The organism is Streptomyces sp. NPDC028308, assembly GCF_055565855.1.
In genome coordinates this window covers 717,432-740,497 of the sequence record NZ_JBVHTO010000002.1, presented here as the reverse complement: position 1 = coordinate 740,497, position 23,066 = coordinate 717,432, and the positions used below count along the sequence as shown (strand labels likewise).

Sequence of the window (23,066 nt, the reverse complement as noted above, 5' to 3'; positions counted from 1 at the left end):
ACGAAGACGCGCTGTGTCGGCCCGTACGACAACCGACCAGAAAGGGCGCCCGGTGGCCGATCGGTACGATCCCAACTCCGTCGCCAACCTCGACAAGTTCGACAACGCCGGCGACCCGTCGAGCGACACCTGGGCCACCCTGGTCACGCACATCACGGGCTATCCCGTGCCGGACCGCAACACCGTCTTCGACACCCTGCGCTCCGACCACGGCGGCAAGCTCTTCCGGATGGACATCAAGGAGCGCAGTCTCAGCCTGCTCGTCAAGGACTCCGGCTTCCTGACGAACAAGGGCGAGGACTACGACATCTGGTTCTTCGACAGCGGCAAGAAGCGGTCGATCATGCAGGCCCGGATCGTCTTCGAGGGCCGCGTGAAGGCGGGCGAGGAGATCATCTTCGCCGGGCCGGGCTCGGACAACGTCAACGACGCCCAGGTCCGTGAGGGCAACGAGTTCACGGACTACAACAAGGACAAGATGTCCACGATCCCGCTCGCCCGGTACATGAACGGGCCGCGGACGGCGCTCCTCGAACTGCTGAAGGGCGGCACCCAGAACGCCCGGTTCAGCAACCTGAGCGTGGGCGGCAGCGACGCGGTGGACCTGAACTCCTTCAACACGACGGGCGAGTCCTTCGACTACGCCGCCAAGTTCTTCCGGGACCACGCGGTCGTCCTCAAGGACTGGGAGGACCGGTTCGGCAAGGACGACGCCAGCTGGAAGGGCGAGGCGGCGGAGGTCTTCCGGAGCCTGCTGAAGAAGATCCGCGAGAACTACGACAGTTACATCGAGACCTTCGACTCCTCCGCCGGCACCGGCGAGGAGACCGGCACCGGCAACACCGTGTACTCGCGTGCGCTGTCGCTCGGCCGCAAGTACCTCCAGGACTCGGCCACCAAACTGCTGGACGCGTGGCTGGCCTGGGCCAAGTCCTCGTACTACGACCCGCATCAGGTCCTGCGGTACGTCCTGGACGACCTCGCCCAGTGGGTGGACGCCAACAACGTCGCCAAGACTGACATCACGTCGACGACCAACCGCTACACCACGACCGTCCGGCACAGCCCGCAGGGCGGTTTCTCGCAGGTGCACCCGGAGTACGGCGACCTGACGGACATCGCCAACTGGGCGAAGGTCGGCGACAAGGCGGTCAAGATCTGGACCCAGGGCGTCGACGAGTACCTCGGCAAGCCCGCCGCCCAGGTGCAGTCGGCCCTGAACAACCACTTCCTCGAACTCGGCGAGACCTTCTCGGACAACGTGCCCAAACCGAAGTCGACCAGCACGGCCTCGGAGGAGTACAAGGACAAGAAGCTCAAGGAGGAACAGGACGAGATCAGGAAGCAGAACGAGGAGAACAAGAAGTACCAGGACGAGCTGCGGGAGGAGCAGAACCGACAGCGCGAGGAGGACAAGAAGTACCAGGACGAACTCCGCGCCGAGCAGAACCGGCAGCGGGAGGAGGACAAGAAGTACCAGGACGAGCTGCGGGAGGAACAGAACCGGCAGCGCGACGAGGACAAGAAGTACCAGGACGAACTCCGCGAGGAGCAGAAGAAGGAGCAGGACGAGGCCAAGCGCCTCCAGGAGGACCTGCGCAACGAGCAGAACCAGCAGCGCGACGAGGACAAGAAGTACCAGGACGAACTCCGCGAGGAGCAGAAGAAGGAGCAGGAGGAGGCCAGGCGCGAGGCCGAGGAGCAGGCCAAGGAGGTCAAGGAGAGCCTCGGCGGCATCAACGACCCGAACGCCGTCACCGAGCAGAACCTCGACGGCCTCGACGACCTGCTGAACCAGAACAACCCGGTCACCGAGTCCCAGGGCGACCTCGGCGACATCAACGGCGCCGGACAGGGCCAGACCGACCTGGGCCCGGTCACCCAGAGCCTCGGCAACCTCGGCGGGCTGAACGCCGGTGGCGGCTCCCTCAAGACGCCGACCGGCGCGAACACCCAGGCCGACGGAGGCAAGCTCACCACCGACTTCCCGGACGGCAGCAGCACCTCCTTCGACCCGGACAGCGGGGTGCTCACCACCACCTCGCCGGACGGGACGGTGACCACGCAGGATCTGGGTGACGGTCTGAAGGTGACGAACCCGGACGGTTCGGTGACGTCGCTCGGTGACGACGGCAAGCTGACGACGACGTTCCCGGACGGCACCACGCAGACGGTGGACCCCTCGACGGGGCAGGCGGTCACCACCGACCCGGACGGCAGCACCACCACGACCGACCTGGGCAGCCTCACCGACCTCAACGGCAGCCTCAACGGCGACGGTGTGCTCCAGGGCCCGACCGGTGCCGACACCCAGCTGAACAACGCGGGTGACCTGACCACCGACTTCCCGGACGGCAGCACCACGTCGTTCGACCCGGACAGCGGGCTGCTGACCACCACCTCGCCGGACGGGACGGTGACCACGCAGGATCTGGGTGACGGTCTGAAGGTGACGAACCCGGACGGTTCGGTGACGTCGCTCGGTGACGACGGCAAGCTGACGACGACGTTCCCGGACGGCACCACGCAGACCGTCGACCCCTCGACGGGCCAGGCGGTCACCACCGACCCGGACGGCAGGACCACCACCGAGAACCTGGGCAACCTCGGCGACCTCAACAGCCAGAGCAGCCTCGGTGATCTGAACGACCTGAACGGTCTCGGCGACCTGGGCGACCTCGGCTCGGACGTGACCACCGAGACGATCGGTGACCTCGGGGACATCAACGGCGGCCAGTCCGGCCTGGAGACCCCGACCGGCGGTCACACGGCACTCGACGACAGCGGTGACTTCACCACCACCTTCGCGGACGGCAGCAGCACCTCCTTCGACCCGGACAACGGGATGCTCACCACCACCGACGCGGACGGCACCACCACGACCACCGACCTCACCCACGGGGCGAGGGTGACCAACCCGGACGGTTCCACCACCCTCCTGGACAACGGCCAGCTGACCACCACCTTCCCGGACGGCAGCAAGCAGGTCATCGACCCCGACACGGGCATCGCCACGGTCACCGACCCGCAGGGCCACACCGAGCGGGTGGACCTGCACGACCTCAACTCGCCGTCCGGTCGCGACAGCTCGCACATCCTCGACGGTCTCGGCGGCCTGAACACGGGCGGCGGGACCACCTCGCGCGACGTACCGCTCTCCGAACTCGGCCTCGGCGGCGGCGTGGGCGGCGGGGCCTCGGGCGGCGGCCTCTCGGGCGGGGACTCGCTGTCCTCGGACCTCTTCGGCGCGTCCGGCGGCACCCCTCTCTCGGAGGGGACGGCCGCATCGCTCGGCGCCGCCTCCCCGGCGTCCGGCGTACCGGGCGCCCCGGGTACGCCGGGCAGCCCCGGTATGCCGATGGGCGGAGGCATGGGCGGCATGGGCGCGGGCGGCGACAAGGGCAACGGCGAGCGGGTGCGCGCCGTCCTGGTCGACGCGGCCGAGGAGAGCGAACGCCGCAACCGCCGCCGGCGCAGCCCGTGGAACCGCCAGGAGGACAACGACACCTTCCTCGCCCCGTCCCGGGTCAGCACCACCGGCGGCGACTCCACCGAGGAGGAGGCACAGCCGGGACGCAGGTCCACCTCCTCCGCCGACTACCTGGAGGAGGACGAGGACGTGTGGGGCACCGAGGAGGGCGGCACTCCTGCCGTCATCGGCCGGTGACCGGCGTGCGGACAGGGCACGACCGGATCGGGGAGACGAATCCCACCCGGTCCCGGCTTCCCCGGACGTGCCCTCACCAGGCAGGATCAGTACGGCAGTTGAAGAACCCGGAACCGGAGCCGGCACACGAGGCGGACGCGGGGAGCCTGCGGGCGGACGCGCCGTTCGCACGGCGGGTCGTACGGACCGGACCTCCGGGCGCCCGCACCGGTCGACGGGCGGGCATGCACACAGAACGAGCAGGAAGGGCGGAGCGGGCGTGACGGAACCGCTGGAGAAGCGCCTGGAGAAGGCGATGGCCGAACTCCAGGCCGCCCAGGAGGCGGTCGCGCGCACCGAACGCGAGCTGCGGCAGGCGTCGTTCGCGGTGCTCTCCTCCGACCGCGCGGTCCGTGCCAGGGTGGGCCCCCAAGGAGAGCTCACCGGGATCGAGTTCCTGGAGAACAAGTACCGGGACATGTCCCCTCAGGAACTGGCGGCCAGCGTCCTGGAAGCGGCGAACGCGGCACGCGTGAAGATGAACCGGCATGTGATGAAGGCGATGGCGCCCTTCACCGAGCCCAGCAGCGACGTGCCGGAACTCAAGGGCTTCGAGGTGGACTGGGAGCGGATCTTCGGTCCCGAGGTCCTGCGCGAGGACGACGAGGACACGGTGCGCGGCGGCGAGGCCACCCCCGCCTGGCGGGACGCGCTCGGCGAGGACGGGGAGGACTGACGATGGGGCAGCGCTACTACGTGGACCCGCAGCGCATCGAGGCGCTGGCAGGTCAGCTGGAGGAGATCGGCACGCTGGCCAGGAGCATGACGGAGGAGTTCCTCGACGAACTGGCCCCTACCGTCAAGTGGCCCGGCAACGAGGGGGAGTTCGCCGAGAAGGCCAAGCCGCAGGAGCAGAAGGAGCGGCAGACCACCAAGGACACCATGATGTCCATCCGTGACGCCCTGGTGGGCATCACCGACGCCACGCTCAGCCAGGTCCGGCTGATGAAGACCACCCGTGACGGCAACATCGAGGCGATCGAGCAGAACAACCGGGAGCTCGACACCCACGGTCTGGACGGCAACGGCGGCCCGGGCGGGCATGGCCGCCGCTGACCCGACCGCCGTCGGCCGCTCCCGCACCACGCCGGGAGCGGCCACGCCGTGCTGCCCGAACTCCCTTCGGGGCGGCGGGCGATGAGGATGACGACGCCGGGCGCGGCCACGCCGTGCCGCCCTGATTCCCTTCGGGGCGGCGCCCGATGAGCATGATGGCATCGCCCGAGGTCAACGCGATGATCTTCATCCTCACCGGGGAGAGGCTCATCGACGCGGACGAGGACCTGGCCTACGAGAGCCGCCGGCCCTACTCCGGTCTGGGCCGCAAGCTCGACAGGATGTCGTCCCTGATCGAGAAGTCCATCCACGACATCGCCGAGGTAATGCCCGACGACCTCGCCAAGTCGTACGGCAAGGCGATGGGCATGCTCATCGACGACGGCGGCAAGAACTACCTGCGCGACTTCGCCGAGCAGCTCGACAAGATCGCCGAGGGCCGGCGCAAGACCTCCATGGACATCATGGAGTCCAAGTGGCAGGTCATCGCCGAGGTCATCCGGCTGCTCATCGAGATCGCCATCTACCTCGCGATGTCGTTCTTCACCGGCGGCGCCTCGGCCAGCCAGATCATGATGGCCAAGCTGCGCAGCCGGTTCATGATCCTCACCACGCTCAGCCATCTGCTCCAGCGGCTGCACCTCGCGCCCTCGCTGACCGAGGCCTTCGCCGAGGCGTTCACCACCTTCGCCGTGCGGCTGGCGATGATGAACTTCGCCCCGAACGGCCGCCGCCCCGACGGCTTCGACTGGAACGACATCCTCAAGTCGGCCGCGTTCGGTGCCGCCGCGGGCTTCCTCACCAGCATCTTCGACGATCTCGCGAAGAAGATCGTGAGGAGCTACGACAACAACTTCCTGAAGAACGGCCCCGACCTCGACTTCAAGAAGAACCCCAACCTCAAGAACCCCCCGAACCTCGAATTCAAGAACAACGGCCCGAACCCCAAGCCGAACCCGGACCCCACCCCGACCCCGCACGACAACACCCCGAAGGACCGCCCGGACCCCAGCCCGTACGGGAACGGCCCCAACGGCGGCCACACGCCGGTCACCTTCAGGAACGACCCGCTGTCCTTCCGGAACAACACCAACCTGTGGCGGAACAACCAGATCCTGCGCAACAACGCCGACCGGCCGGGCGCGGTGGCCGGGCACTACGGGCTGAAGGGCACCGCCGACTTCCTGGCCGCCGGCTCCGGGGAGGCGCTCGCGGAGATCCTCATCAAGGGCGCCTTCGACGGAGACTGGTCGACCAACTGGTCCACCTTCGTCGGCGCGGGCCTCAGCAGCCAGGTCGAGGCCACGCTGAGTGACACCGCCCTGAACAGCGGTGCCGAACTGCGCCACGTCATCGACAAGTTGCGCAACCCGCCCACGGTCTCCGGCGGCGACACCGGCTCCGGCACGCGCGACTCCGACTCCGCGCGGTCCCACGGCGACTCCGACCGCACCGACGGCGCCTCGGGCGCGGACACCTCGGGTTCCTCGGGCGGCAGCGGTTCCGCACGTCCGTCGCCCTCACCCTCGCCCTCCCCCCGACAGGGCACAGGCACTGGGCACTTCACCGGCAGCGACTCGCCTCCGCCCTACTCCACCACCGGGGACCTGCCGCCGTACACCAGCGTCGACCCGCCGACGTACACACCGGGCCCGCTGCCCGTGACCACCGCCGAGAACGAGCTGTGGCAGCAGATCCACAACGGCACCGCGGAGGTCCGCGAGCAGGCCCTGCGCGACCTCGCCGCCCTGCGTGGCTCCCACCAGCCCGGCAGCACCGAGATCGGCGTCCGTGACAGCCTGCACGGCAACCTGTCCCAGGTACCCGAGGTCCGGGTGGTGCCGGCCGGGAACGGCCCCGCCGCGGAGATCGACACCGACGCGGTCCGCCGCGCCCTCGACGCATTCGGCACACCGGTCACGGTGGACTCGCCCATCACGACGAGCGCGTCCGGGGACGGCTCCGTCGTGGACTCCCTGGGCGGCTCCCAGGAGGTTACGGGTCAGGGGGGCGGTGGTCCGGTCACCTCCGGCGGCTCTGCCAACTCAGCTGCAACGAGCGTGAGTTCAGGGACGGGCACAGGTACAGGTACAGGTACAGGTACGGGTTCCGGTGCGCGACCGAGTGGTGTCCCCACCGGGGCGGGCGGCCAGAATCCCTCGGGCGCACAACCCCAGGGCACGCGCAGCCCCGACACGACGGCCTCGGCGGACGGCTCGCGGAGCAGCTCCGACGACATGTCGAACGCGCCGGACCGCGACGGCCCGACGACCACGACCGACGACCGACCCCAGGGCTCGGCCGACGACGGTGCCACCTCGCCGTCGCCGCAGTCCGTCAACTCTCCCGAGACCGCCGGCTCCACGGACGTCTCTCCGGCTCCGGACGCCGACTCGTCCTCGACGATCACGACGTCCTCGTCGCAGGACATCAACTCGGCTGGCCACAACGGCACTTCTGTCCGCGAGGAGAGTGGCCCCGCCCCGCTTACGGACATCGACGCCGGTCCGCCGCCGAAGCTGAGCACCTCCGGTTCGTACGCCGATACGGGCGGCGTGGGCGAGGCCGGTGACGTACACGAAGCGGGTGACGTACGGGACTCCCGTCTCCCGGGCGATGTGAAGGCCGGGCCGCCCTCCGCTGTCACGGATCTGTCGTCCACCTCGGCCCGGCCCTTGACGATCGTGGTCTCTCAGGTGCCGCCGCCGGGGGAGGGGACGCCGGAAGCGGCCGAACTGCTCGACGGGGCCGGAGTCGACCGGGCAGTCGTCCTCGGACCGGCGGTCACGTCGGACGGGGCGGGGCGTCCGGTGCGCGCCGCCGTGGAGCTGACCCGCGAGGGCCCTGACGCTCCGGTCCGGGTCCGTCCGCTCACGGGGCCCCCGTCGGCCGTGTCGCCGGACGGGACCTCCGACACCTCGGACGCCGCGTTCCCCGGCGCGGACGTGCTGCTGCCGCTTGCCGACGCCCTCGGTCCCGGCCCCGCCACGACTGGCGGTCCCGTCACGCAGGGCGCCGTCAGGACCGACAGCGGCCCTGCACTCCCCGGGACCGCGACCCCCCTCACGCAGGGCGGCGTCAAGACCGACAGTGGCCCGGTCACCGCCCCGGTCACGCGCCCGAAGCTGGTCTCGGACGCCTCAACCGCGGACGACGACGGAGCCGGTCCCCGTCCCGCGGATACGTCCACCGTCGATACGGCCGACTTCGGTGAAACCGAACCCGGTCCGGTCACCTCCGACACGATCGTCCCCGGGCCGGTCGGCTCCGACACGGTCCTCCCCGACCTGGGTGCGCCCGCCACCTCCAAGCTCGCCACTCTGTCCCGCCCCTGGACCGATACGGCCACCGACCTGCACCTGGAGTCGGGCGACGGTGACGCGCACGGTGGGCAGACCTCCGGCGTCGGCCCGGACGGCGGCCGGGGGCGGGGCGACGGCGGGACCCCGCCTCCGCCACCCCCCACCGGTCCGGACGACGCCCCGGAGGCACCGGCGACGCCCCCCGTGGTACTCCCGCGCACCGGGCGGATCATCGTGCGGGCCGTGGACAGCGGCCCGGTCTCAGGCAACGCGAACGGTCCCGCACGGCCCTCCGGTGAGCCGTCCGTCACCACCCTGGACGGGCACACGGTGCCTCTCACTCAGCTGCGGCGTCTGGTGCCCGAAGCGAGCGTCAAGCCCCAACCGGGGCGTGCCGTGCAGACGTTGACCATCTCGCAGAGCGCCGCCGAGGACGGCACGGCGCACGAGGCCGGACGGCGCGCGCTGCTCGGTCAGGACACGTTCCGCGGCGTGCGCACCACGTCCGCCGGACCCTCCCCGTCGGCCCCGTCGGCCCCGTCGGAGCCGCCGGTCCGGCGCACGGTGTTCACCGGTCCGCCGGCCCCGCTGCCCGGCTCCGGCACCGAGCGCGGCGCCGACTACTTCGCGGGGCACGGCACCTCCCGTACGGTCACCCTCGGCACCGAGGACGCCGCGCGACCCACCGTGAAGGTCAGCGGTGTGCAGCTCGGCGAGGTGCTCAACTCCTGGGCCCAGGACGGCGACCGGGACCGCCCGTTGGTGCTGTTCTCCTGCGAGACCGGACGGCAGCCGGAAGTGGCGGGGCTGCCGGTGGCCCAGCACGTCGCGAACCGGACCGGGCGGCAGGTGTACGCCCCGACCACCGAGGTCGGCACGGCCCGGGACCGGGACGGCAACGTCCGAGCGGTGCTCAGCGAGGGCCCGGACGGGCCGGGAGGCTGGAAGCTCTTCACCCCCGAGCCCGCCGGCGCCGACCTGGACGCACTGGCACGCGACGCGGGCCTGCACGCGGGCCCGGAGCCGGCCGACGCCTTCGCCCTCGCGCGTACCCTCCAGCAGATCCGCACCCTGCGCGACGCGCTCGGCATCGACGCCGAACAGCGCCCCAAGAACCGGGAGTTGCTGGCCGGTCTCGCCTACGTGGACGGCCTGCGCTGGCTCAGCCCGGACACCGCGGCCCGCTACGGCGACGGCCGGATGACCCCGGACCTGCTGCGCCGGATGGTCGTGGACCGGGGACGGGTGACGGGCGGCACCACCGGTGACACGACCACCGAGCCCTCTGTCGAGCAGTACACCGAGTTCCTGCGCGCCGCGGCCGGACTGCGCCGGACCGCGGGGCCAGACACCACCCTCGACGCCCTGCTGCCCCCGCCTCCGCCCGCCCTCCCGCCGGACACCCTGGTCCTGCCGGAGGACGTGCGCGGTCTCACCTACGCGCCCTCCGCGCAGATCACCTGGTCGCTCTCCAGCACCCCGCTGCCGCTGTCCGAACTCGGGCTCAGCGCCGAGGACACCGCCGAACTCGCCCGCCGCAGGCCCGACCTGGCGCCCGCGCCGAGCCGTTCGGAGAGCCTCGCCGAGGACATGACCCTCCTCAGCAAGGCCGCGCCCCCCACGGCGGACACCGTGCACGCCGACGGTCTGGCTTTCCGGCGACTGGAGACCCCGGGCGGCGGGAACTGCCTCTTCCGGTCGCTGCTCGACAGCGCGCGCGGCCAGGACGTCCCGCCGGCCTGGGCGGCGCGGAACGTCGCCGGGCTGCGCGGCCTGCTGCGCGACCGGATCACCGGGTCCGAACTGGGCGACACGGTGAGCCAGGCGATCCCGGACCCGGTGTTCGCCGTGGTCGACGACCTGCGGATGCGGGCCCTCGGCGGCGTGCGGGACGAGGCCGAGCGGAACCGGCTCACGGAGCACTGGAACCGGATCGCGCACGACGTCGTCACGGGCGCCGATACCGACGAGTGGCAGCGGATCCTCGCGGAGAGCGACTACCCGCAGCTCGCCGCCGTGGCGCCCACTCCCGCCGCCGCGCGGCGGCTCGGCGCCAGAGGACTCGTCGCGGCGGCGGCCGAGCTGCCCGCGCTCTGGTCCTCACCGTTCGCCGACCTCCTGCCGGAGGCGCTGGCGCATGCCCTCGATCTCGACCTGCGGCTCGTCCAGCCGGACCCGCGATCGCCGGGGAACACCTTCGTCAACACCCTTTACCCGGGCGGCGGGACCGGCACCCTGCACCTGTCCTACAACGGCACCGACCACTACGACGCCCTGGTCCCGGCCTCCGCCCCGCTCACCCCCGTACCGGACCCGGAGACCACCCCGGACCCCGACCCGGTCACCACCCAGGACGCGGAGGACCCGGAGGTCTCCGGCCCTCTCGGGGAGTGGCTCCGCAGCATGGGCGGGATCACCGACCTCGACACCCCCGCCACCGAGGCTCCAGACCGCGGCGACCCCGTGCCGCTGGAGACACAGCTGGACCGGCACCGCCCGGCACGCCTGCTGACCGGCCAGGACGCGCGGCCGCCCGGCCCGGTTCCGAGCACCGTCACCTTCGAGGACGGCAGCCGGCTGCCCGCCCTCCTGATCGACCCCGACGCCGACCCCGGGGACGGCACCCCGGGCAACCCGGCCGGCGGCACCCCGCGCGGCCGCTCCACCGGACTCTTCACCGGACCCGGCAAGACCACCCTGCGCTCACCCGAGCAGGTGGCCGAGGAGATCCTCGGCAAGCTGCCGAAGAAGCTGCGCGCCCAGTTCGACGAGGCGGAGCTGCTGCGCCTGCTGACCGAGCAGCCGGCGGCGTTCACCGCTCCGCGCGGCGCGCGCTTCGTGGGCCGGGAGAAGTCCGGCGTCGGCCACGAGATGACGGTCGAGGCCATCCCGTACCACCGCTGGGAGCGCTTCTCGGACGTCAACGGCGGCACCGTCCGGCTGGACACCATGCGACGCGGCCAGGCCGGTACCGGCGGCGGGCGAAGCGTCGGCTTCGGACGCCGGATCGCCGGCGGGCTGAGCATGGGCCCGCCGCTCAACTGGCTGCTGAAGATCGGGGTTTCGCTCGGCTGGACCCGCAGGACCGACTACGCCCAGGGCACCCAGGCGTACAACCAGTCCGAGTGGCGGGCCCACGAGGGCTCGCACCTGCACCTGGACGACGTCTACTACCGGGTGCGGGTGGACCGCGTCACCGAGGCACCGCGCTCCGGGCGTACGGTCACCCCGCCGGGCCCCGGTGGCACCGCCCAGGACGGCGGCGCCCTGCCGAAGCCCGACTGGCGGCGCACCCAGGTGCACACCGCGGAGTTCGCGATGCGCGACGGACTCAGCTGGCGGCTGCCCGACGACCTGACCGTGCCCTACAAGGGACCGCGCAGGGCCCCCAGGACGCTCACGTTCCCGGACGGGGTCGAGCCGCGGATCACCGACATCACCGGGCTGCATCTGCTGGACCCGCCCGAGGACATGGCACTCGCCATCTCCGGTGCCCGGCCCGGCAGTTCGGCGCACCGCACCCTGATCTCGTACGTGCGTCCGGGACGGCTGCTCGCGCTGTTCGGCCGGTTCTCCGGGCCGGTGACCGGACCGGAGCTGACGCGGGGCAGCGGACAGCACCCGCTGGGACACCTGATCGTGCAGCGGTCGGTGCCTCACCGGGCCACCCTGGTCACCGAGTCGGTCAAGGCCGAGCTGCGCGACCTCACCCAGACCACGTACCAGAACGAGCGCGGCCACGTCCGTGACACCCGCCTCGGCCTCCAGGTCACCGCCGGGCCGAACTACACCCTGGTCGGCCCCGACACCGATGTGCGCCTCCAGGGCGGCCCGCTGGTGCGCGCGGATCTCAGTGCCGGACGCGGCCACTACCTCGGCGTCGACGCGGCACGGAAGACGACCGGCCGTGTGCGCAACCACCCCATCGCGCTGTACCGGGTGGAGCGCACGCTGATGGTGCGCAAGCCCGGCGAACCGGCGTCGGCCGCCCGTCCGGTCCGGGTGGTGAGCCTGGACTGGATCTCCATTCAGGACGCCCGCCGCCTCGCGGGCTGGGACAGCCGCACGCCCGGCCGAACCGGACCCCACCCGGACGCGGAGCCGCCGGTGCCGTGGTACCTCACCCGTGAGGACCCGGTCCACCTGAGCGGCCAGGTCCGCGCCGAGGGCTTCCGTCCCCTCCGCCCGCAGACCCAACTGCCGCCGCCCGCCGAGGGGCAGCGGCCTGCGGAACCGCCGTCACAGCCGCAGCCCCGGCCCCCGGTGCAGACCCAGTCCCAGACCCAGTCCCAGTCCCAGACCCAGCAAGTCCCGCCGCAGGCGCAGAATCCGCAGCCCGCGCCGCAGGATCCGATGCGGGCCTTCGCGGACACCGTGCTGGACACCCTGCACCAGTCGTACCCGTCGCTGTTCGTGCCGCCGTTCATGCTGCGGCATCCCCGCCTGGCCAAGTTCTGGTACGGCGACGGACGGATGAGGACCGCGCTGCACAACGACCGGCAGGTGCGCGAGGCGCTGAACCGGCCCAGCCTCGCGCAGAGCCTGGACGACCTGACCACCACCGGCGTCCCGGTCACCCTGACCGAGGACGGCAAGGTCCGCCGCGGCCACCACACGCTCATCCTCCGGGCGCGCCTGACCGACCGGCGGTTCGAGACCACCATGAGTGAACGCTCCCTGCGCAACGCCGTGATCGGCACCGAGATCTCCGGCCAGGGCCAGCAGGCGTCCCTCACCCTCTCCGGAGGTGTCGAGGTCGGCGTCTCGCCGCGCGACCACGACAAGGTGCCCGACGTCGGGCTGCCGCGTCAGGCCGGCAACGTGACCGTCGGCGTCCGCCACGCGAAGACCGACCAGAAGGCCACCAGGAACACGGTCGCGGTCGCCCACGACCAGCTGACCTTCCAGACCGGCGCCGACCTCTACAGCTACCAGGTGGAGCTGGGCGCCACCTTCGAGGGCCACCGCCGCCCACGCGGCTGGGCCCGGCTCGTCTCGGTCGGCCTGCTCGGCGCAGGCGTCTTCGTCAGCAAGGTCGAGGAACGCCCCCTGTTCAGCCGCGGCAGCGAGACCGTCGGGCGGGTGGAGCTGGCCGTGCCCGCCGCCCACGGCTCCGAGCGCTACGCCCCCGCGGACCCGCCGCCCACGGCCACGCCGGCCATGCCGGCACCGCGGCAGCTGACCGCCACCGAGGCCGACCAACTCCTCGACGGCACCCACCCGTTGCCCGGAACGGACTCAGCCGACGAGCGGCTCACCAGGAGACTGCTGAGCGTCCCGCACGTGGTGCTCAGCGCCGAGGGCGGCCCGCAGCGCCAGCAGCTGATGCAGGACACCGCCGACCGCGCGTCCGGCACCTCCTGGCACGTCAGCGCCCCCGGCGCCCCGGTGCGCAGTGCCCTGCGCCGGGCGATGGCCAACCTCAGCGTGGCCGGCCAACTCGGCCAGTACCTCGGCCCGTTCGGCTCCCGCGTGGCCGGACTCAACGGCGCCGGGCCGTTCCGTACGCACTACCTCAAGGCGGCCGTCCGCGGCGAACTGCGCGACTTCCGGGTCATGAGCGACCCCAAGCCGGCCAGCCTGGAGGCCACCATCGGCAACGAGCACCGCGTCGCGGGCAGCACGAGCACCGTCTCGCGCACCACCGTCGGCCTCCAGGGCGCCGACATGCCGCTCCAGCAGGCCCCGGGCCAGGCCGCGGTGGTCGGCTCCTACTCGACCGCCCTGCAGTACGCCTGGGGCAAGGGCCGCGGCGTCTCGCAGACCCTCACCCGGGGACGCAACACCACCCTCACGTACGCCGGGCGCATGTACCTGGTGGTCGCCGACGCCGTCGAGACCGTCGCGGTACGGGACCGCTGGACCGCCGCGATGGGCAGCGTGGGCACCCGCGCCGGGGCCCGGATCAGCTCCGCGGCCGGACGGCTCTCCGGGCGGCTCGGCGACAGCCTCGCCCCGCGCCGGGCCGCCGCCGCGCTGCAGCGCATCCGCGACGCGGTGATGTTCCACCTGCCGATGCAGGACGCCATCGAGGCCGGACTCGCCCCCGACGGCCTGGGCGCCACGACCCCGCACAACCTCGGCCGCGGCTACCGGGTGCCCCCCTACCTGCGCGACCGCCGCTTCCCCAGCCACCCCAGCGGCCGGCTGGACGCCGGTCCCGCGGCTCAGACCCTGCTGGGGCAGCTGGAGCGGATCGGCGTACCCTCCCACGACCGGGAGCAGGTCCTCCAGCGCCTGTCCCCGGACTTCCTCCGCGGCCACCTGCACGAGCTGACGACCGACGGGATGAACCTGCCGGTCCGCTACCGCGCCTGGTCCCGCCCGCACCACCTGCCCGTCGGCGGCAGCCCCGGACAGCTCCACTTCAAGCTGACCCCCGTCACCACCACGGTGGACCGGCTGCGCACCGGCTACGAGCTGGAGGACTACCGGACGATCGCCCGCGACGACTCCGCCGGCACCTCCCAGGACCGCGGCGCGGACGTGACGCTCAGCGCCGGCCAGCGCGCGGCGGAGAGCGGCATCCTCGTGGCCAACCCCTCGCTCCAGGGCATCGCGGCCAAGCAGCGGTCGAGCACCAGGACCCAGACGGCCGGCACCACCTCGATGCCGAACATCGCCACCACCCAGGCCCACGCCGAGATCGTCACCAGCTACGTCCTGACCGTCACCATGACCGACGCGACCGGCGACCCGCTCGACCCCGGCGTGCGCACCCCGGTCGGCAGCCTCAACGAGATCCTCCCGGCGAACCTGCTCACCCCGGACGGCGAGGGCGCCGACGGCACGCTCTCCGAACAGGACGTGCCCGAACCCGAGCGCGCCGTAAGGATGCTGACGGCTGATCAGGCGCGCCCGGAGAACATCGGCGCATGGCGCACCTCCGCCGGGGACGGCACCGGCGGCGCGGACCCGGAGATCCTCCCCTTCGACGACCGGATCGGCTCCGGCATCCTCGCCGTGGACATCCGGGGCGCCGCCAACGTGCGGGACGCCCTCACCCTCGCCACCGCCCGCGCCGACGGCCTGGGCGACAGCGACCTCGGCCGGCGGCACACCGGCAAGGTCCTCGACGCCCGCGTGCGCATGGCACGCCAGACCCCGCTCACCGGCCTCGGCACCGCCCCCGCCCAGGCGCAGCTGGAGGCCACCGCGCAGGGCGGGCTGACCGCCGGCTTCCGGGAGGCCCTCGGCGCGAACGGCTCCCCGCTGCCCGCCCAGGCCTCCGCGCGCCTCCTCGGCCAGTACCACACCGCCGACTCCCGCCTCTACGCGAAGATGCACCGCCGCGGTGCCCGCCTGCTCGCCGTGGAGAACAAGCCGCGCATGGAGGCCATGCAGCGGGCCAAGACCTCCGACGCGCTGGAGGCCGGCATCACCGACAACGTCGAGGGCGCGGTGGGCACCGCGCCGATGGCGGGCAACAGCAACGCGGGCGTCACCAATCCCGGCGCCACGGTCCCGATCGGCGGCACGAACGACGGCACCGTCCTCAAGGGCACCGCGGACACCACCCTCGGCACCCACCTCAAGGTCGTCACCGACCGGAGCATGCTCTTCGCGGTGCCGGTGACCTGGCTGTCCGTCGCCGAGGTGGACCACCGCATCACCGACAGCCGCCCGCTGCACGCCCTCGGCAAGGCCAGGCGCGGACCGCGCGCCGCCGAGGCCGAGACCACCGCGCTGGTCTGGCTGCGCGAGGACATCGCCCGCGACTACGGGCTCCTGGACGACAGCACGTTCCCCGACGAGGTCCTCGCGGCCTGGGACAGCCAGGCCAAGGCGGCCGCCGACCTCGCCACGGCCGAGAAGAACTACTACGACGCCCGGGCGCGGGCCCGGGAGGCGTGGCTCGACCTCGGCCCGGCGGAGCAGGCCGCGCTCGGCGACGACAACGCCGGACCGCCGGCCGACCTGCCGCCGGACGTCGTCTGGTCCCCGGCCGTCGTCGCCTGGCAGGCCGCACGGCAGGAGGTCCACCGCTGGGAGCAGCACACCGACGCCGCCGCACAGGACCACCACCGGCTGCACCTCGCCGCCTCCCGCCTCACCGCGCACCACCAGGGGTCGGCCAACGCACCCGTCCGGGACCTGCCGCAGGAGTACACCGAGCCGTCATGGCGCTCCGAGGCCCCCGCGCCCTACGTGATCGCCGACGGCACCGGCACCGGCCCGCGCACCCTCACCTCGCCGGACGGCGCCACGGTGCGCGAACTGCACGACGTGCCGCACGACGGTGCCTCCTTCTTCCACGCGCTGCTCGCCGCCGCCGCGGCACGGGGCCGGCTGCCCCATCTGCTCGGCCACGACCTCGCCGAGCGGTTCGCGAATGCCCCCGCCGATCCGGCGGTCACCGCCGAGGCCGTCGACACCGCCCGTACGCGCCTGGCCTGGGCGCTGGGCGAGGACGGCAACCAGGACCTGCTGGACGCGCTCGCCCTGGACGCCGAGGACACCTTCACCCAGGCCGAACTCGACCTCGCGGGAGTGCGGTTCAGCCCGGCGCAGCAGGCCGAGTTCGACGCCTTCGGCCGGCTCCCGCAGACGTTCTGGCCGACGCCCGCGCAGCGGGTCGCGCTCGCCACCGCCGCCCTGTCCCGCCCGTTCGCGAGCGAGCCGCTCCAGGACTCCGGCACACGGGGTCCGGACGATCCGACACCGCCCGAGCGCCGGGCGGGCGACCACGGCGGAGCCGATCTGCTGCCCGCCCTCGCCGCCCGGGTCCTGGGCACCCCGCTGACCGTCGTCACCGGTGAGGGCCGCGACCAGCTGTTCCTCCCGCACGGCGCGGACCCGGCGGCCGTCGACCCGGCCGCCGACCCGGTCCTGTTCGCCTCCGGCGGCTTCTTCGGCGCCGCCCTGCCGTCCGGCACCCCGGCCCCGGTCGCCACCGCGCTGCCCGCCCCTGCCGCCGCCACGGACACCGGTACCTCGGGTACCGGCACGCGCCCGGCTCCCCAGCAGCCGCCCGCGCACCGCAGCCACACCACCGCGCCCTGGCTGCCGCCCGCCGACGGCGACGGCCCGCGCTACCGCCTCGACCGCGAGGGCGTCCTCACCGCACCCGACGGCGCCACCTACACCCAGGGCACGCCGGCCGGCCGCGGCAACGGCTTCTTCGGCGCGCTCTCCACGACCCTGCGCCGGGCGGCCGAACAGCCCGGCCTCGATCGCCAGGAGGCGGCACGGCTGCGTCGGCGCGCCGAGGCGACGCCCGCCCAGCTGATGCGTCTGAACGGGCTGCCCGGCGAACGCGCCGAGCGCGACGCGCTCTTCACGCCCCCGCCCCCGCGGGTCCGCCCCGGCGCGCCCGCACCGAGCCAGGACGCCCTCGACGGACAGCTGCGCCGGCACCTCGCCGAGGCCCCCTGGGGACCGGGCGCCGACCGGGCCGTGGCCGAGTGGGCCGCGGCGGCGGCCGGCGTCACCGTCACCCTGGTCGAGGAGAACGGGACCGCTCACACCTACGCCGGTCCGGCCGGCGACAGCGGTCCGCACATCCGTCTCCGCCGCCGGGGCGGCGACTTCGTCCCCCTGACCCAGCGCACCCCGGCCCCCACGCCGAAGACCCCGGCACCCAAGACCCCCGACCTGAAGGCCCCGGACCTGAAGGCCCCGGAGTCGAAGCCCCTGGACCCGCCCCCGCTGGAGTCCGCCCCGCAGGATCCCCCCGCGCTGGACGCGGACCTCCAGGACGCGGTCGCCCTTCCGCTGCCCCCGTCACCCACGGGCAGCGACCTTCCGGGCCTCGTGGAGGAGGAGGCGTACGAGCTGAGCACGCTGTCCGGCGCCGACACGACGGGCGCGGACACCACCGCGGGTCCGGTCACCGCGCCGGAGCCGGCCCTGCGCCCCTTCAAGCTGGGGAACTACGAGTTCACCAACCTGAACCAGACGGAGCGGTATCTGGACAAGGCTGTCCGGATCATCCAACTGCTCGACGAGCACGGCACCATCAAGGACTACGTCGGCGACCGCACCGTCCGCATCACCCTGCACGTGCGGACCACGGAGACCCCGGCCGACGTGCGCGACCTCGGTGACGACGGCGTGCAGATCAACCTCGCGAGCTACTACTTCGAGAAGTACGACATCGGCTACATCATGGGCATGCTGGCCCACGAGATCGGTCTGCACCCCCTCGCGTCCCGCAACACGGAGATCCCCGAGCAGGAGCAGGCGTACCAGGGCATGCCCCTGACGGTGCCCGGTCTGACGGACCTGAACACGCCGCGCACCATGAACACCGACAGCGCGGGTCAGGCCGACCACATCATGGCCGCCTACCCCCGCACCATCCGGCACGGCATCTACCGCGACATCGTCATCGACATGGCCAGGGTGCTGGCGCAGCACGCGCGGGTCGGTGTGCCGGGGGCCAAGTACCAGGACGTCACCGACCTGTTCGAGACCTACCTGATGGACCTCGCCTCCATCGCGGTCACCAGTGACTACCGGATGAACGCGGTCAAGGAGCCCAACTACACGGCGCGGGTCTACAACGCCTACAAGGAGATGCTGCGCGACCGCCTGGCGGACGACGCCGCGCTCCGGAACCTGCTGCCGTCGAACAAGACCCTGTTCGGAGTCGCACGGTCCTTCACCCAGCTCGCCACCAGCATCGCCGCGAACAACCGGGGCGACAGCATCCAGCGGCCCACCGCGGCGGACGCGGCGGGCACGGGCGAGGCGCGACCGAGGCTCCCCCAGGGCGGCACCGGTTCCGTGCCGCGGACCGAGCGGCCCGTCACCTCACCGGCGCGAGGTCCGCGCGACAACCGGCCCCGATACGTGGTGCGTTCAGGCTTCGACGCCCGGCGGTTCTCCCACGAGGGCGAGCCGGTCACCGAACTCACGGTGCGCGTCGCGCTGCGCGGCACGGACGGCCAGGCCGGCGACGTCTTCGACCGGCTCAGGACGGGTGTGGACGAGTTCCTCAACGCTCCGTCGTACCGCCTGCCCAACGGCGACCGGCTGCACGTGACCGTCGAGCACGTCGAACCCTCCGAGAAGCCGCACCTGACCGTCGACCTGGCTGGCCGCGACCGGGCGATGGACCAGAACACCTGGTGGACGGACGCCGCCCCTGTGCAGTTCGTCCATGAACTCACCCACCAGCTCGGTCTGCGCGACGAGTACCGGGACGCCGACTCCCCGCACCGCCCCCACATCCTCGGCAGCCTGCTGGGCGACCTCGACGCGACGCCCGAGGACGCGTCCCTCGCCCCGGCCGGACTGCGCGACCGGCACCTGGCCCTGCTCGGCGCGCTCATCGGCGACGTCACCCCGGCGCCCAGGCCGAACAACGAGCAGAGGGACCGGAGTTGGGCGGCAGCACGCGAAGCCGCCGTCGCCGAGCCCCGCGAAGCCGTCTGGATCGACCCGGTCTCCCTGCCCCGGACCACCGACGACCCGGCGGTCACCGAGGTCCCGGCGCACATGCCGCAGGAGTCGGACCCGGCACCCGCCCCGGAGCCGGCCCTGCGCCCGTTCAAGCTCGGCAGATTCGAGTTCACGAACCTCAACCAGACGGACCGGTACCTCGACAAGGCCGTCCGGATCATCGAGCTGCTCGACGAGCACGCCACCATCAAGGACTACGTCGGCGACCGCACCGTCCGCATCACCCTGCACGTGCGGACCACGGAGACCCCGGCCGACGTGCGCGACCTCGGTGACGACGGCGTCGAGATCAACCTCGCCAGTTACTACTTCGAGAAGTACGACGTCGGCTACATCATGGGCATGCTGGCCCACGAGATCGGCCTGCACCCCCTCGCCTCCCGCAACGAGCGGATCCCCGAGGAGGAGGACCTCTACCAGGGCATGCCGCTGCTCGTCCCCGGACTGGAGAGCCTGACCACACCCCGTTTCATGAACACCGACGGCGCGGGCCAGGCGGACCACGTGATGGCCGCGTTCCCGCACACCATCCGGCACGGCGTCTACCGCGACATCGTCCTGGAGATGGCCGAGGTCCTCGCGCGGCACGCGCGGGTCGGCGTGAACGGCGCCAAGCCCAAGGACGTCACCGACCTCATCGACACCTACCTGATGGACCTCGCCTCCATCGCGGTCACCAACGACCACCGCGCGCAGGCGCTCAGGGAACCCGCCTACACGGCACGGGTCTACAACGCGTACAAGGCGCAGCTCGCCGAGCGCCTCGCCCAGGACAGCCCCGTACGCGCCCTCCTGCCCGCCGACAAGGGACGCTTCGGCGTCCTTGGCGACTTCGCCGCACTCGCCGCCGCCATCGGAACCAACAACCGCGGCGACAGCATCCAGCGCCCCGCCGCTCCGGCACCGGCCGCGGGCACCACCGGCGAGGCCCGCCCCCGGCTGCCGCAGAGCGGCACCGGCGTCGCACCGCGCGTGCAGCAGGGCCCCGGCACGGCACGCACGGCACCGGAGCCGGCCCTCGTCCCCTTCACGTCGGGGAACTTCGAGTTCACCAACCTCAAGCACACGGACGAGAAATACCGCGACAAGGCCGTCCGGATCATCGGGGTGCTGCGCAAGCACGACACGATCCGCGCGTACATCGGCAGCCGGCCCGTCCGGATCACCCTGCACGTACGCACGACGGAGACCCCGGCCGACGTGACGGACCACGGCGAGGACGGTGTGCAGATCAACCTCGCCAGCTACTACTTCGAGAAGTACGACGTCGGTTACATCATGGGCATGCTGGCCCACGAGATCGGCCTGCACCCTCTCGCCTCCCGCGACACCGGCATCCCGGACGAGGAAGGAATGTTCGCGGGGATGCCGCTGACCGTTCCCGGGCTGACGGATCTGAAGACGCCCCGGATGATGAACACCGAGGGCGCTGGCCAGGCCGACCACATCATGGCCGCGTACCCGAGCAGCACCCGGCACCGGATCTACCGCGACATCGTGCTCGACATGGCCCACGACCTGGCGGAGGAGGCGCGGGAAGGCGAGGAGGGCGCACGGGAGCAGGACGTCACGAACCTGATCGACTGCTACCTGATGGACCTCGCCACGATCGCGCTCACCAACGACAGGCGCAAGGACGCGGCCTGGGAACCCCGGTACACGGCGAAGGTCTACAACGCGTACAAGGAGCTGTTCGCGGCCCGGCTGGCGCCGGACAGCCCCGTACGGCGACTGCTGCCGAAGGACAAGAGCTGGTACAACGTCACCGGCAACTTCCTCGGCCTCGGCAGCAGCCTCGCGTTCAACAACCAGGGCGACAGCATGCAGACCGCCGCCCTGCCGCAGCCGGCCGGCGACACCGCGGAGACCCGCTCCCGGCTGCCGCGGCAGAGCGCGGGCACCGTCGCACAGGACCTGCCGTCCGGCACGACGCGGCCGGCCGGACGCCGGGACGACCGGCCGCGCTTCGTGGTGCGGTCGAGCTTCGACGTAAGGCGGTTCACCTACGACGGCGACCCGGTCACCGACCTCACCGTCCGTGTCGCACTGCGCGGCCCGGACGACCAGGCGGCCCGGACCTTCGCGCAACTCGCCGCGGGCGTCGCCGAGTTCCTGAACGCCCCGGGGCACCGGCTGCCCGGCGGCGACCTGCTCCACGTGAGCGTCGAACACGTCGACCCCTCCGAGGCCCCGCACCTGACCGTGGACCTGACGGGCCGGGACCGGACCATGGACCAGAACACCTGGTGGGCGGACGCCGAGCCCGTACAACTGGTGCACGAGCTGACCCACCAGCTCGGCCTGCGCGACGAGTACCGGGACGCCGACGCGCCCCACCGCCCCCATATCCCCGGGAGCCTCCTCGGCGACCTGGACGCGGCCCCCGAGCACCTCTCGCTGCGCGCCGCCGGTCTGCGCGGGCGCCACCTGGCCCTGCTGGGGGCACTGATCGGGGACGTGCCCAGGCGGTCCGAGCCGAACGGCGAGGACGGCGAGCAGACCTGGAACGCGCTGCGCACGGTCACCGACGGGGTCCCCCGGGAGTCCGTGTGGGTCGACCCGGTCTCGCTGCCCGGGCAGCGCGCGGCCGACACGGACGGCACGGCGGACACGCGGGGCGCCGAGGTCACGGGCGTCCCGGCCCGTATGCCGCAGGACCCGGACGCGGGGCCCGCACCCGCCGCGCCGGCCGACGTGCCGTTCTCGTCGGGGAACTTCGAGTTCACCAACCTGGCGCACACGAACGAGAGGTACCGCGACAGGGCGATCCGCATCATCGACCTGCTGCGCAAGCACGACACGATCCGGGACTACATAGGCGGCCGACCCTGCCGGATCACCCTGCACGTGCGGACGACGGAGACCCCGGCCGACGTGCGCGACCTCGGCGACGACGGCGTGCAGATCAACCTCGCCAGTTACTACTTCGAGAAGTACGACGTCGGGCACATCATGGGCATGCTGGCCCACGAGATCGGCCTGCACCCCCTCGCCTCCCGGAACACGAAGATCCCCGAGGAGGAGGACCTGTACCGGGGCATGCCGCTGCTGGTCCCGGGGCTGGAGGGCCTCACGACACCGCGGTTCATGAACACCGAGGGCGCGGGCCAGGAGGACCACGTCATGGCCGCTTTCCCGCACTCCATCCGGCACGGCATCTACCGCGACATCGTCCTGGACATGGCCCGGGTGCTCGCCGAGGACGCGCGCGCGGGGGAGGAGGGGGCGAAGCCACAGGACGTCACCGACCTGATCGACTGCTACCTGATGGACCTCGCCTCCATCGCCCTGACCAACGACCACCGGACGAACGCGGCGCGGGAGCCCGGCTACACCGCGCGGGTCTACAACGCCTACAAGGAACTGTTCCGGGAACAGCTCGCGCAGAGAGCCCCCGATCTGCGCGCCCTCCTGCCGTCCGACAAGAGCATGTTCGGGGTGATGAACGACTTCCGGCGCATCGCCACGTACGTCGCGATCGGCAACAGCGGCGACAGCATCCAGCGGACCGGCCGGGCGTGAGGCACGGCTGAGCATCCCGGACCTCACGGGACCCCGGAGAGGCCCGTCCCGCGCGCCGGCCGCGAGGTGTCAGA

At 72.3% G+C, this 23,066-nt stretch carries 4 protein-coding genes; all 4 read left to right on the top strand.

Annotated elements, in window-relative coordinates; all coding sequences use genetic code 11:
• Positions 1-52 precede the first annotated feature (52 nt).
• Positions 53-3,667 (top strand): AAWKG family protein, encoded by a 3,615-nt coding sequence (locus ACZ4VA_RS07685; protein ID WP_356239755.1) that lies wholly within the window; start codon positions 53-55, stop codon positions 3,665-3,667.
• 259 nt (positions 3,668-3,926) lie between these two features.
• Positions 3,927-4,382, top strand: coding sequence for a YbaB/EbfC family nucleoid-associated protein (locus ACZ4VA_RS07680; RefSeq protein ID WP_356168174.1), 456 nt, complete (start codon positions 3,927-3,929; stop codon positions 4,380-4,382).
• Positions 4,383-4,384: 2 nt separating this feature from the next.
• Positions 4,385-4,762 carry a hypothetical protein gene (locus ACZ4VA_RS07675; RefSeq protein WP_355783182.1) on the top strand — a complete coding sequence of 126 codons (378 nt, stop codon included), beginning with the start codon at positions 4,385-4,387 and terminating at the stop codon, positions 4,760-4,762.
• 146 nt (positions 4,763-4,908) lie between these two features.
• Positions 4,909-22,992 carry a hypothetical protein gene (locus ACZ4VA_RS07670; RefSeq protein ID WP_468080285.1) on the top strand — a complete coding sequence of 6,028 codons (18,084 nt, stop codon included), beginning with the start codon at positions 4,909-4,911 and terminating at the stop codon, positions 22,990-22,992.
• The last annotated feature ends 74 nt before the right edge of the window (positions 22,993-23,066 follow it).

Bases quoted from the DNA above. Each gene is read 5' to 3' on its own strand.
- ACZ4VA_RS07675 (WP_355783182.1), top strand. From the start codon at position 4,385: ATGGGGCAGCGCTACTACGTGGACCCGCAGCGCATCGAGGCGCTGGCA.
- ACZ4VA_RS07670 (WP_468080285.1), top strand. From the start codon at position 4,909: ATGAGCATGATGGCATCGCCCGAGGTCAACGCGATGATCTTCATCCTC.